Origin of the sequence: Gordonia sp. NPDC127522 (assembly GCF_042672305.1) — a bacterium.
GTDB lineage: Bacteria > Actinomycetota > Actinomycetes > Mycobacteriales > Mycobacteriaceae > Gordonia > Gordonia hongkongensis.
Map to the genome: position 1 here is coordinate 335,787 of NZ_JBHXVK010000002.1, position 13,174 is coordinate 348,960.

The following is a 13,174-nucleotide window of genomic DNA, read 5'->3' on the forward strand; positions in this document are numbered from 1 at the left end:
ACGACCATGAAGCACACCACACTCGCTCTCCCCGACGATCTCACCGACTGGCTCTCGGCGGGCGACCGGGCCGCCGAACTGCACTCCGACACCGTCGCCGTCGACCGGCAATGGTGGACGGATGCGCTCGCAGAACACGGGCTCCCGGATTCGTTGCTCGGCAACAAGATCAGCAGAGCAGACCTGTTCACGCTGGGGTCTCGGGCCACCGACTCGCCCGACGACGCGATCGGGTTGCTGTGGAACGTCGTCGCGTTCTGTCTCGGCCGCCGCACCTCCGACGGCAAGAAGCGGATCGCCGCGGTGTCCGCCGACCGGAAGTACCTCGGCGGGCTGCTGAGAGACGCGGCCGAGACGGGCCGCGAGGAGCCCGGCGCGGCGTACGCGATGCTTCGGCCCGACAAGGGCGGCAACATGATCGAGCGTCTGGGTCCAGCCGGTTTCACCTGGTTCCTCTACTTCGCCGGCGCCGGGGAGCCGAAACATCCGAGTCCGGTCCTCGAGAGCAAAGTGGCCAGGTCGCTGCGCCGCGCCGGCTGGCGGGACCTTCGCGAGTCGACGTGGACCGCGGCCGACTACGTCGCCTACTCGAAGGTCGTCGACGGGTGGCGTGCGGATGCGGGCATCGACCGCAACGACGTCATCGTGCGGGGCCTCTTCGCCATCTCGCCGCCGAGCGGCTGGGATCATCCGTGGCAGGCATGGGAACGACAGACGTGGGAACGGGAGAACTGGGTGAGGGGGCCGTTGACGACGGACGACCTGCGCGCCGTACACCGCTGGCTGTCCACGCTGGCCGCGCTCACCTCCAGATCGGCTGCCGCACACGAGGAGTTCGAGCGGCTGGGGCACAAGATCAACACCGCACTAGGAGGCGAGGTCGGTGAGATCAGGGCGTCGCTCGAGGGCGATCGCTACCGGCACTCCTACCACGGGGAGTACTGACGGTTGGGTGACCGCTCCGGTGGGTAATGACGGATCATGTCGGATACCGCACCACACATCTCGGACGACACCGCGGAAGCGGTCGGCAAGGTGGGGGAGGCTCTCGAGTACATCGAGCGCGCCCGCGGCCACCTCTATTCGTTCCACCAACTCATCGGGCGCGGCGATCTGCTGCTCGGGGAAGCAGTGGACGAATTACGGGAGGTCGGACACGGGGAGTTCGCCGACGAGCTGTCCACCGAGTTGGTGGGTCGCAACGTGCTCGAGGGGCGCTGGACATTCCAGGTCGTCGAGGAATTCGACGACACCTACTGGGGCCCGTTGCGCGAGTACGTCAACCGGGTTCGAGCCGATCTGACCGACGGCCAACGACACGTGCACGAGGCGCGGATGAAAGAAGACCGGCGCACCCAGGGTCACCCCGAGCACACCGCGAATCCCTAGGTCGTCAGGCAGAGATTCGCTGTAACAGGCGATCTCTCGCCGACGGCCACTCGTCGTCGGTCATCGCGTACAGGGCGGTCGTGCGCCAGCCGTCGCCGAATCGGCGGTGCTTGCGCAGCAGACCCTCGAAGCTCGCACCCAGTTTGGTGATCGCGGCGCGGGACTGGGTGTTGTTCTCGTGGGTGTGCCAGGTGAGGCGAACGGCGCCGCGCTCCTCGAACGCATGACGCATCAGCAGGAACTTGGCGGTGGGGTTCACCGCGGTCCCCTGGACTCGTTCGCTGTAGAAGGTGTATCCGATGCACGCGGACCGGTTGGCCTCGTCGATGTCGTAGAAGCTCGTCGACCCGACGACGCTGCCGTCGGTGTTGTCGACCACGGCGAACGCCAGCCGGGAACGGAGCGCCGAGCCGACGAACCGACGGGCGCTGTCCTCGTCCGTCGGCACTCCGGGGACCCACCGGAATCGGCTCGGGTCGTCGACCACGCGCGCCAACGGTCCGATGTCCTCGATGCTGATCGGTCGCAACGTGACTCGTCCGTGCACCAGGGGACCGGTGGCCAACCAGGAACTCAGGACGAGCCTTTCGCCATCGCGTCTCGCGGCGGGTGCCGGGGTGCAGGGACGGACCCCTGATCGGTGGCATCGTGCACGCGTGCGGCCACCCGGGAGGCCAACGGTTCCCGGAGCGGGGTCCGCGGGAGGGTCACGATCAGGTAGGCCAGCAGGGCGGCGTGCACCCACACCGAACCGGCGACACCGGTGACGATCCACCACGGCAGCGGATCGCCGGCATCGCGGATCGGGAACAGCCGGAAAATCGTCAGGTCGAGGGCGAGGTCGGTGAGCAGGTACGTCAGGATCACCGGCCACCGGATCTTCATCAGAACGAAGAACGGGAGGATCCAGAGCGTGTACTGCGGGGAGTGGACCTTGTGGAACAGCATGAAACCCGCGAGCATCGCGCCGCTCACGCCGATCCAGGGGAAGGTGCCGACGCGGTCGAAGCGGCGCCACCCGAGGTACATCGCGACCCCGAACGACGTGAGGATCAACAGCGGCGACAGCACACTGACCAGCGAGTGGTAGGTGTCACCGGTCCCGGTGACATAGCGCAGCCCCCAGTACCAGATGGAATTGGTGTCGACGTCGGCTCGTCGTCGACTCTGGAACGACAGCGCCGCCTTCCACCCGTCGAATCCGAGCACCATGAACGGCAACTGGATCGCGACCACGGTGACGACGGCAGCGCCCGCTACCCAACCGGCGCCCGTCCAGTCGAGACCGCCGCGGGCGTCTCGTCGTCGTTCGACCATGCGCGCTCCGCCGGCTCCGCGCGTGAGAACGTATGCCGCCAAGGGTAATACGAAGATCCCCGGGTAGAGCTTGAGGCAGAAACCGATCGCGAGCAGAACCGCCGCGATCACCGCGCTCGTACGAAGCGGTAGTCGTCGTCGACGGGTTACGGGGTGGACCGACGCGCCCCATGCCATCACGGCGACGGCCCCGACGGCGGTGGCGACGACCGGGAGTTCCCAGTTGTGGAAGGAGTACAGCACCAGCGGAGGTGTCGCGGCCCAGAGCAATGCCCACCAGCGGACCATCGATGCGAGCAGCACGGTGATCGCGAAACCGAACGGCGCCAACAGGAGCGCGGACTGGGTGAAGAATTCGGTGTCGGTGTCGGCGCCGACCGCACCGACGAACATGAGCACGCCGGAGAGCACCGGATATTCGACGACGCCACCGAACAGGGTGCCGTCCGATGTGATCCCACCGTGGATGTAGGGAAAGACGTGGGTGTTGATGTCGCGACCGAGCCAGAGATACATCAGGTCCGAGTAGCAGGGGATCACCGCGTCCGGATCGCCGGTCGGCCAGTTGTCGCTACGTCCGAGTGCATCGAACGGGGCGCCGCCGCACCGCAGCTTCGCCTGAAAACTCCAGAACATCGTCGCGGCTGTCGCCAACACCGAGACGAGGGCGATCACGGCCGTCTCACCACGGCCGGAGAGCCGCGCCGACCACCGGCCCGGGGTTGTCCGCCGCTCCGACATGGGCAACAGCGTAGGTGGTCTCATGATGTGTCGCCGAGGCGGCCCGCGACCACGGATTTCTCTGCGAACGGGCAGGTCATGTATCTTGGACCGGTTGCCGACGCAGGCGACCCTCCTGCCACGGACAGTCCGTGGCCGACCTAGCCCATAGGAGGTGATGTGGTCTTATGCGTCACTACGAATTGATGGTCATCCTCGATCCGAATCTGGACGAGCGCACCGTCGCACCCTCACTCGATACTTTCCTCAACGTTGTCCGTAAGGACGGCGGTTCGGTGGACGGCGTCGACATCTGGGGCAAGCGCCGACTCGCCTACGAGATCCTCAAGCACAACGAGGGCATCTACGCCGTCATCGATCTCAATGCCGAGCCCGCCACGGTCTCCGAGCTCGATCGTCAGCTGAAGCTGAACGAGTCGGTTCTGCGCACCAAGGTCCTGCGGAAGTAATCCACAGGGTTTCTTGATCGTCTGAAGACGTCGGTACCGGGTTCTAGGGTTGAGCCCAGAATCCGGTGCATGTCGATCAGCGAGTGCCCACCAACGACCCGAGGGGAAACACACATGGCAGGCGACACGGTCATCACCGTCATCGGCAATCTCACCGCCGACCCGGAATTGCGGTTCACGCCGTCCGGCGCAGCGGTTGCCAACTTCACGGTGGCTTCCACCCCGCGCACGTTCGACCGCCAGACCAACGAGTGGAAGGACGGCGAAGCGCTGTTCCTCCGCTGCAACATCTGGCGCGACGCCGCGGAGAACGTGACCGAAAGCCTGACCAAGGGCTCCCGGGTGATCGTGCAGGGACGGCTCAAGCAGCGGTCCTACGAAACCAAAGAGGGTGAACGACGCACGGTCGTGGAACTCGAGGTCGACGAGATCGGCCCCTCGCTGCGCTACGCCACCGCCAAGGTCAACCGGGCCTCGCGCGGCGGTGGCGGTGGCGGCGGTGGATTCGGATCGGGCGGCGGCGGTGGCCGCGGCGGCGGTTCGAACCAGCAGGTTGCCGACGATCCCTGGGGCAGCGCGCCTGCCAGCAACAGCGGGGGATCGTTCGGCGGCGGGGACGACGAACCACCTTTCTGATATCGGTCGGGGCACGATGACCCGCCCCGAACAGCCCGGGAACGGCAGCGACCGTCCCCGACAGCATTGACTGGAGCAACACACACATGGCAAAGGCAAAGCCGAGCCGGAAGCCTCGCGTCGAGAAGGTCACCAAGACCAAGGCGTGCAGCTTCTGCAAGGACAAGAAGGCCGTCATCGACTACAAGGACACCGCGCTGCTGCGTCGTTTCCTGTCCGACCGGGGCAAGATCCGGTCGCGTCGCGTGACCGGTAACTGCGTGCAGCATCAGCGCGACGTCGCTGTGGCAGTGAAGAACTCGCGTGAGGTGGCCCTGCTGCCCTTCACCTCGACCAGCCGATAAGCGGAAAGGATCAGTTGACATGAAGCTCATCCTCACCGCCGCCGTGGAGAACCTCGGCGAAGCCGGCGACATCGTCGTGGTCAAGGACGGCTACGGCCGCAACTACCTGCTGCCCCGCGGCCTGGCCATCAAGGCCACCCGCGGCGCCGAGAAGCAGGTCGAAGGCATCCGTCGGGCACAGGAGGCCCGCGAGGTCCGCGGTCTCGAGCACGCCAACGAGCTGAAGCAGGCCCTCGAGGGTCTCGCCGACGTCTCGCTGGACGTGAAGACCCACGACTCGGGCAAGCTCTTCGGTTCGGTCACCGCGGCAGACGTCGCCGGTGCCATCAAGACCGCGGGCGGTCCGACCCTCGACAAGCGCAGCGTCGAGCTGCCCAAGGGGCACATCAAGGCCACCGGTAGCTACCCGGTCGTCGTCAACCTGCACCCGCAGGTCTCGGCGACCGTCCAGCTCGCCGTCGTCGCCGCGAGCTGACCTCAGCGTTCTCAGACGCAAGGCCGGGTGGAGATCCTCCACCCGGCCTTGTCGTGTCCGGAGTGGCGAAGGCCGGTGTCTGTTTCTGCTCCCTGAGGAGCGGCCGGAGCTTGCGGAGGGCGCGGCCAACCACCGCTCCCTGAGGAGCGGCCGGAGCTTGCGGAGGGCGCGGCCAACCACCGCTCCCTGAGGAGCGGCCGGAGCTTGCGGAGGGCGCGGCCAACCACCGCTCCCTGAGGAGCGGCCGGAGCTTGCGGAGGCCGCGTCACGAAGGGTCCGGCGACCGAAGTTGCGAAGACCCTTCGTGACGCTCGCAAGCTCGCTCGTCAGGGGGCGGGGGTAGAGCCCCTATTTCGGCGCAGGCGGACTGGCCGGCAGCTGGTTCCAGTACTGCAGTCGTGGCGGTAGGTACTGCGGTGCCGGGTTGGCGCTGTGGTCGACCGCGTTGTTGCCCGGACCGAGGGTGTCCCAGGACGGGAAGAAGAACTTGTGCCAGGCGGGCGTGAAGATGAGAGCGCGGTCGCCGGTGCGGCAGGCGACGGTGTCGCGACGGGGCACGGTGCACGTGACGCCTTCGATGGTGACCCGTTTGCCGACACCGAGGACCGGTGGCCGGAAGCCGCTCTCCGGGCCGAACCGGTAGGTCTGATCGGCACGCGCCCACCACGGGCCCTGCTGATCGTCGGAGATCACCGCGCCGGTCGCGTTCGGCGGGGCGGTCGCGGGACGGCCCGCGCATCCGACGTAACGGTAGCCGGGACCAATCTCGCAGACCCACCTACCGGTGGTGAAGAAGGACCGTCCGTTGTCGACATAGGCCAGCGATCGGAACGTCGTCGGGACGACCGGCTGATAGCGCGACAGATCGAACTCGACGGGCATCGAGGGGCCTGGCGCTGCGGACGTCGGCGGGGCCGCCGCCAGTCCGGCGGCAGCGGTCAGGGCCGCCAGTACGGTGACCGCACGACGGACGACGACAGACCTCAACCCCAACCTCGACACGATCGACATTGCATCACACCCGAAGGGGCATCGTTCGGCGATCGCCGGTAAATCGTGCGAACCGGCGCCCGGCCCGTCTGGCCAGGTGTAACGCAGACCACACCGGATGTTCACCCGAATATTCGCCACGGGGAGTTGAACAGGTGTCCGCAACACGCCCGCAAGACGACGCGCCGAAGAAGTCCAAAGGATTTCCAATTACTTGATTGTGGAAATTAGTGAGGGCGTTGACCTGCGAAAACTGTGTTGTTCACACCCTGATTCCTCAGGTTGTCCACAAAGGCTGCACAACCCGTCCCCCCGCAACTCACACCCCGTCCACAAGTGTTCCCCAGATCCGTCAACAGGTCGGTTTGAGTAGCGGTCGCAGACGTCCTAGTGTCTCGCCTCAGCGTCTCCGTCCGTCTCGGCGCACACGACACTTCGCTGTCGGTGCCACCCGATAGGAAGAGACTGACCAGAACACGACGTCGACACCGGGGACTCGCGACGTGGCCTACCGGGGCCGACACCAGACTCAGGGTCGTACTCATTCGATGTCGGGTGGGATCGAACGTTGCGAGAGGTTTGACACGCGTGGCTGTTGTGGATGACCGCGGGCGCGGCCCCGCCGCCGGAGGGCGAGGCCGGGAAGACGAGATCCCCGCCGAGGACTTCGGTAGGCAGCCCCCGCAGGACCTTGCCGCCGAGCAATCAGTGCTCGGTGGCATGTTGCTGTCCAAGGACGCGGTCGCCGACGTCGTCGAGAAGATCCGCACCGGTGACTTCTACCGTCCGGCCCATCAAGCGGTCTTCGAGGCGATCCTCACCCTGTACTCGAAAGGCGAGCCCGCCGACGCGGTGACGGTCGCCGCGGAACTCGAACGGGCGGGCGAGCTCAAGCGCATCGGTGGTGCGCCGTACCTGCACACGCTGATCTCCACGGTGCCCACCGCCGCGAACGCCGGCTACTACGCCGAGATCGTTGCCGAGAAGGCATTGCTGCGTCGACTCGTGGAGGCCGGCACACGCATCGTCCAGTATGGCTACGCCGGCGCCGACGGGCAGGATGTCGCCGAGGTGGTCGACCGCGCCCAGGCCGAGGTGTACGAGGTCACCGAGAAGCGCACCGCCGAGGACTACGTCCCGCTCGAGGATCTCCTGCAGCCGACGATGGACGAGATCGACTCCATCGCGTCGCGAGGCGGCATCTCGCTCGGTGTCCCGACCGGCTTCGCCGATTTCGACAAGCTCACCAACGGGCTCCACCCCGGTCAGATGATCATCGTCGCCGCACGTCCTGGTGTCGGCAAGGCGCTCGCGCTCGACACCCCGCTGCCGACGCCCACCGGCTGGACCACGATGGGCAAGGTCGGGGTCGGCGATCACCTGCTCGATGCCCACGGCCGGCCCACCCGGGTCGTCGCCGCCACCGAGGTGATGACCGAACGGCCCTGCTACGAAATCGAATTCAACGACGGCGCGACGATCGTCGCCGACGAGCAACACCAGTGGGCGGCCGAGATCGACGGCGAGCGGCGGGTCATCACGACCGCCGGCCTGCGGGCACACGTCGGCTGCGCTGTCGTGCGCAACACCGCGCCGCTCGAGTTGCCGCGCAAGCGGTTCGCGTACGGCCCGTATACGGTGGCGGCGCTGGCCGGGATGGCCTTCGACGATCCCGAGATCAGCATGCGCATCGACGCGGAGGGCCCGGTCGACGTCATGACGCTGATGGCGGACCTCGGCGGCCGGATTCCGTACGAGTATCTCCGTGGTTCGATCGCGCAGCGTCGCGCTCTGCTCGCGGGGTTGCTGGATGCCCGTGCCTCGGTGGACGACGACGGCTGGATCACCGTGCCCGCCGCGACGCGGCACATGACGGCGGTGGTCGCCGACCTCGTGGCCGGCCTCGGTTTCAACTACAAGCGGTCGGCCACGGGGTGGTTGCGCGTCGACGCCGACGACGACGTGTTCACCGTGCACCATAAGGCGATTCGGCACAAGGAACTGCGTCGTCGGGCCGGTGTCCGACGCGTCGTCGCCGTGCGCCCCGTCGATCCGGTCCCGGTGCGCTGCGTGCAGGTCGACAACGCCGACCACCTGTATCTCGCGGGTGAAGCGATGGTCCCGACGCACAATTCGACGCTGGCGATGGACTTCCTGCGATCCGCGGCCATCGGACACGGTCTGACCGCCGCCATGTTCTCGCTGGAGATGAGCAAGACCGAGATCGTCATGCGCCTGCTGTCGGCGGAGGCGAAGATCAAGCTCGCCGACATGCGTGCCGGCACCATGAGCGACGACGACTGGACACGGCTCGCACGTCGAATGGGGGAGATCTCGGAGGCGCCGTTCTTCATCGACGACTCACCCAACCTCACGATGATGGAGATCCGCGCCAAGGCGCGCCGTCTCAAACAGCGTCACGACCTGAAAGTCGTTGCGGTGGACTACATGCAGCTGATGACGTCGGGTAAGAAGGTCGAGTCGCGTCAGCAGGAGGTGTCGGAGTTCTCCCGTCAGCTGAAGCTGCTGGCCAAGGAACTCGAGGTCCCGGTGATCGCGATCAGTCAGCTCAACCGTGGTCCCGAGCAACGTACCGACAAGAAGCCCCAGGTGTCGGACCTCCGTGAGTCCGGCTCGCTGGAGCAGGACGCCGACATGGTCATCCTGCTGCACCGCCCCGACTCGATCGAGCGTGACGACCCGCGAGCCGGCGAGGCCGACATCATCGTCGGCAAGCACCGTAACGGGCCCACTGCCACCATTACCGTTGCGCACCAGCTACATCTGAGCCGGTTCGTGGACATGGCGCGGGGGTAGACGGCGGTTCTCCTGAGCGCGGCGTGAGAACTCGCTGATAATCACGCGCCGGAGTGCTTCTCGATGAGGGGTTTCGCCGACCGGCCGGGTACCGTTCGCCCGGAAGTCACCCGCGAGAGTCAGTAGAGAAGTCGGATCGGTCGGCGAATGAGTTTGAGAAGTGTTGTGCGCAAGCGTGTTCCGACTTCGGCGTTGCCGGTCGGTGCACTGGCCGTGCTGCTGACCGCACTGTTGGTCGGCGGCGTCGTCTATCTGGTTCTCCCCACGAATCCTGCCGACGCCACGGACACCCGACCGCCGGCCGAGCAGATCGACTCGGCAAGCGACTCGGTGTCGTCGGCGAAGATGATGTTCCAGCTGATGTCCGCGGGCCTGAACAGCGCGACCGGCGGCATTGCGACGGCGACCGCGAGTGCGCGCGACATCTTCGATGCGGTCGACACCGCCGCGTCTGCGTCGGATCAGATGGTGCGCGGTCTGGGCGACGCGCCCGACGTCTCGTCGGCGACCCGGCAGGTCAACGACGGTGCGCTCGCGGTGTCGGCGGTGCTCGGTCAGCTGTCCTCACTGTCGGATTCGGTCACGCAGCTCGATTCGCTGGTCACACCGTTGATCGGCTACCTCGAGACCGCGCGGACCCCGGGGTCGGCGGACGCTCTCGAACGGCTTCGCGCGCTCCAGGGGTCGAGTCGGGAGATCAGCGACCAGCTCGGCTCGCTGGATTCCTTGCAGGGCGACCTGGCGACCATGCGGAGATCTCTCGAATCCTCGGCGGCGGGTATCGATTCTGCGATCTCCCAGGCCCAGACGGCGTCCCGGCAGCTGTCGACAGGGTTGAACCGCCTCGCTTCCGCCCGGGAAGACACGCTGAGCGCCACCGACAAGGTGAATGCCGGGGTGAAACAACTCCAGGGCGTGCTCACCTCGATCAACGACGACCTCGACAATGCCTCGACCAATCTGACGCCGGCGGCCCCCGACGAGACCGCGACTCCGGCATCGAACGAGTCCGCCGGCAGTGTCGCCGAACGTGTCAGCTGGGCGATCATCGTGGGTTCTTCGGTGGGCGCACTCCTGCTGGCGCTGTTGCTGATCCGTCTCGCGCGACCGCGGTCAGAGCCTGATGCGCGTATCGAGACCGCCGATGACGCGGAACTGTTCGGAGCGTCGGCGGGCGCCGACCGTTGACGATGCGTCTGCAGAGTTCGGAGTCTGTACCGACTCACTGTGCGAATTGCGCACTGTGTCAGGGGGCATCAAAATCCCGCCGCCAGCCGCGGGCGCCATCATGACCGGTGAACAGGCCAAATCAGGACGGGTCTGCTGGCGTGTGCGAGGAACACCGCGCACGTGTCCTCACCGCCGGACGTTGGGAAATGCCGGGCCCGTCCCTGCATGTTCGGGTGAGGCCCCCGTGCCTACAGAAGAACGGCCTGCGGCCGCACAGTGTTGCCTCGGCCTCATGGCTGCGCCTTGGAATCCTGGGGTGTAAAGCCTCCAGCTAGTCGAGGAAGTAGGCCATGACTTTCTCGTTGGTATCCAGCACCTCTTCGGACGACACCCCGACTTCGAGCGCAAGGGTGACGGAGCCGAGTAGGGCGACCTCTACGTCGGGGGAGAAGGCCCGCTCGAGCACCTCGAGGAAGTCGGACATGCTTGCATCGAGCTGGTCGATGAGTTCCCGATAGTCGGCGGCAAGTTGCTTGTCGAGCATCCGTTGCTCTTCGGCGTACTGTGCGATCAGCGACGCCTCCCGCTGGGAGAGCAACGACGAGACGGCTTTGTACATGATCATGCCTACGGTGTTGCCGATCACGGCGCCGAGGACTGGCACTGGGATAAGAGCCTGTCCGACAAAGGAAGACAGCGCACTGACTGCGGTTTCGAGACAAACGAGTTCTGCGTTTTCGATGAACTCCAGCTCGTCGATCTCGCCACGTCGAAACTTGTTCGCTTGCTCCGCGACACCGAACGACGCCGTGACGATTGAGCTGGCGACTGCTGCCGATGTCGGGGTGAAGTTCGTGAGCCCATAGACACTGAGCCCTCGGACACCACCTTTGACAACGCCGAAGCCTGTCTCGGCCGAGATCTCAGCCCAGTCCTCGCCAGTGAAGTCTCTGAGTTGCTTGCCAGTACGGCGCTTCTCGACCACGGCCAGCACCAAGGCTGTCCCGCCTTCGATTGCGGCCGCGGAGAGCGTGACCTTCGCACCCTCGCGCAGCGTCGGCCGACTCTCCTGGTAGGCGTCGTCCCGCCGGGACCTGTTGGTGGCGCGCAGCGAGTTCTTCTCCGCCTTCATCGTCGAGCCGTAGGCGCCCCTCTGAACCTCGGAGTAGTCCAGGTGCGAGGGCTCGATGGACTCGATTCCGACAGATCCCTGCTCGAAGAAGGCGTGGACTCGCTTCCAATCCTTGAACGACGGCCCGTCGGCGCCAAGCGTCAGGAGCTTGCCTGCTTCCTCGCGCGGCATGTTGTGCAGTTTCTTGATCAGCTCGAAGTGGTCGCGAGGAATCTGATACTTGCCGCCGTTCTCGACGAAGTCGGGATACTTCTGAAGGTGGTCGGCGATCGCACCGAGGCCCAAGCGGCCACCAGCAGCGACGAACTTCTGCTGGATCTCGACGCCCCCGCGGACCAGGTCCACCGGGCCGTTGTCATTGACCCACTGGTAAACAGCGTCCCCACCGCGAATCTGGCTCCGAGCATTGCCGACGCCCACCTCGGCAACTTCGGCGATGAAGCCATGAATGCCCTTGACACCACCCCGGTTGGCGGCGATCACTTCGAGATCGATCTTCCGGATCGCTTCGTCGACTGTGGTCAGAGCGTTCTTCAAGTTCGTGTTCTGCCGGCTGAGGGAGTTCAGCAGATTGTCCAGCCGGACCTGATTCAGGTGGTTGACCCAGGCGGCGACGGCTTGTTCCTGGTTGCTCTTGGCGAGCCTCGTTGCGTCACTCACCGCCCGGGCCTTGCTCGACACGTTTGCTCAGCAGTGCCGCGCACGCCTTGGTGCTGTTCACCAACGCGACAAGCTGGGACTGGTAGAGCACAGGCAGCGCGCGGAAGTCGGCGCCATAGCAGCGCAGTGCTTCGCCATAACTCGTCGCGAGCAACTCGCGAAGGGACGCGGTGCGCTGGAGGATGTCGCCAATCTGTGCGTCCATGCCTTTGACGAGCGCAGTGTTGTGTTTGACCGCGGTCAAGGCCTCCTGTTTTGCCTCGCGGTTCTCGAATTTGCTCTTGGCGAAAAGCGCGATTGACGCAAGAAGCGTGGCTCCCGCCACCGTCCAGCCGATGGGTCCGGCAAGGGCGAGCAGTGCACTGCCCGCAGCGGTTCCGCCGCCACCGGCCGCAACAGCTCCGCCGCCGAGCCATGCAAGAGCCGCGTTGCTCGCGGCGGCCCCCGAGAGTGTGGAGATCGCTGTGCCGGTCGAGGCCGTGCCAAAGGTGGTCGCAACCCACATCGCAGCTGTCGGAGCCATGCTTGCTACGGCAGCACCAGTCACGAAGCCAGTGCCGGCGCCGGCCGCTGACCTCCGCGCAGCCTCGAGGTCCTTGCGGGCGAACTCTTCCGCGGCCAGGAACTCCGCTTTGTAGAGGTCGATCTCGTCGAAGTCGGTCTTGAACGACTTCGGTGTGTTGACGATGCTGTTCACGAGCAGCTCGACAAACTCGATCAGGTCCGTCGAGCGTTCGCGCTGGCGTAGGAGAGAAACACCCGTATCGTTCATCGCGGTGAATGCGCCGTTGTACGCGGCGATCGCTTCCTCGTACGGGTCGGGCTTCTTCGCGGTCAGGTTCTCGAAGGAATTGGCAGCGGCTTCCCTGAAGTCGCCGGTTTGCGCAACGATTCGCTTGGAGCGACTCCGGGCAAAATTGCCGAAGTCGTCGACAGTCCTACCAAACCCTTGCCTACCTTCGTCGATTCTCGGCGGTTCAACCATCGATACCTCGCCCTCCGCACTTTTTGCCCTCATCAAAGGAGGGTATCGGCCACGACCGACAAGGTGGTC

Annotated in this window: 13 protein-coding genes; 8 read left to right on the forward strand and 5 right to left on the reverse strand. The window is 65.8% G+C overall.

Annotated elements, in window-relative coordinates; all coding sequences use genetic code 11:
• The first annotated feature begins 6 nt into the window (after positions 1-6).
• On the forward strand, positions 7-945 hold the full coding sequence (locus tag ACFVHY_RS05825) for a hypothetical protein (protein WP_390269555.1): 939 nt from the start codon (positions 7-9) through the stop codon (positions 943-945).
• A gap of 36 nt (positions 946-981) precedes the next feature.
• A complete protein-coding gene (locus ACFVHY_RS05830; protein ID WP_390269558.1) occupies positions 982-1,389 on the forward strand; it encodes a hypothetical protein in 408 nt (135 codons plus the stop codon).
• A 4-nt stretch (positions 1,390-1,393) separates the two neighbouring features.
• On the opposite strand, the gene ACFVHY_RS05835 is transcribed toward ACFVHY_RS05830, so the two are convergent.
• Complete coding sequence (locus ACFVHY_RS05835; protein WP_390270343.1) at positions 1,394-1,966, reverse strand: GNAT family N-acetyltransferase; 573 nt, start codon at positions 1,964-1,966, stop codon at positions 1,394-1,396.
• Positions 1,963-3,447 (reverse strand): hypothetical protein, encoded by a 1,485-nt coding sequence (locus tag ACFVHY_RS05840; RefSeq protein WP_390269561.1) that lies wholly within the window; start codon positions 3,445-3,447, stop codon positions 1,963-1,965. The genes ACFVHY_RS05835 and ACFVHY_RS05840 overlap by 4 nt, the downstream gene beginning before the upstream one ends.
• A gap of 167 nt (positions 3,448-3,614) precedes the next feature.
• On the opposite strand from ACFVHY_RS05840, the gene rpsF reads away from it, so the two are divergent.
• The 4 genes from rpsF to rplI all read left to right on the forward strand — a co-directional run bounded on the left by rpsF (position 3,615) and on the right by rplI (position 5,351).
• Positions 3,615-3,896 carry a 30S ribosomal protein S6 gene (gene rpsF / locus ACFVHY_RS05845; RefSeq protein WP_058252882.1) on the forward strand — a complete coding sequence of 94 codons (282 nt, stop codon included), beginning with the start codon at positions 3,615-3,617 and terminating at the stop codon, positions 3,894-3,896.
• Positions 3,897-4,010: 114 nt separating this feature from the next.
• Positions 4,011-4,532 (forward strand): single-stranded DNA-binding protein, encoded by a 522-nt coding sequence (locus ACFVHY_RS05850; protein WP_058252881.1) that lies wholly within the window; start codon positions 4,011-4,013, stop codon positions 4,530-4,532.
• A gap of 86 nt (positions 4,533-4,618) precedes the next feature.
• Positions 4,619-4,876 (forward strand): 30S ribosomal protein S18, encoded by a 258-nt coding sequence (rpsR, locus tag ACFVHY_RS05855; protein WP_004020662.1) that lies wholly within the window; start codon positions 4,619-4,621, stop codon positions 4,874-4,876.
• Positions 4,877-4,895: 19 nt separating this feature from the next.
• Entirely contained in the window at positions 4,896-5,351 is a 456-nt protein-coding gene (rplI, locus tag ACFVHY_RS05860; RefSeq protein ID WP_058252880.1) for a 50S ribosomal protein L9, read from the forward strand.
• 348 nt (positions 5,352-5,699) lie between these two features.
• Here rplI and ACFVHY_RS05865 read toward each other — a convergent pair whose 3' ends face one another.
• A complete protein-coding gene (locus ACFVHY_RS05865; protein WP_390269566.1) occupies positions 5,700-6,362 on the reverse strand; it encodes a hypothetical protein in 663 nt (220 codons plus the stop codon).
• A gap of 567 nt (positions 6,363-6,929) precedes the next feature.
• On the opposite strand from ACFVHY_RS05865, the gene dnaB reads away from it, so the two are divergent.
• Together dnaB and ACFVHY_RS05875 are read left to right on the forward strand one after the other, a co-directional pair.
• Complete coding sequence (dnaB, locus tag ACFVHY_RS05870) at positions 6,930-9,158, forward strand: replicative DNA helicase (RefSeq protein WP_390269569.1); 2,229 nt, start codon at positions 6,930-6,932, stop codon at positions 9,156-9,158.
• Between the two features lie 147 nt (positions 9,159-9,305).
• On the forward strand, positions 9,306-10,346 hold the full coding sequence (locus ACFVHY_RS05875; protein ID WP_390269572.1) for a hypothetical protein: 1,041 nt from the start codon (positions 9,306-9,308) through the stop codon (positions 10,344-10,346).
• Between the two features lie 313 nt (positions 10,347-10,659).
• Here the strand turns inward: ACFVHY_RS05875 and ACFVHY_RS05880 are convergent, their stop codons facing one another.
• Together ACFVHY_RS05880 and ACFVHY_RS05885 are read right to left on the reverse strand one after the other, a co-directional pair.
• Positions 10,660-12,120, reverse strand: coding sequence for a hypothetical protein (locus tag ACFVHY_RS05880; protein ID WP_390269575.1), 1,461 nt, complete (start codon positions 12,118-12,120; stop codon positions 10,660-10,662).
• Positions 12,113-13,138, reverse strand: a complete 1,026-nt coding sequence (locus ACFVHY_RS05885) for a hypothetical protein (protein WP_390269578.1) — start codon at positions 13,136-13,138, stop codon at positions 12,113-12,115. Before ACFVHY_RS05885 ends, ACFVHY_RS05880 begins: the two co-directional genes overlap by 8 nt.
• Positions 13,139-13,174 lie beyond the last annotated feature (36 nt).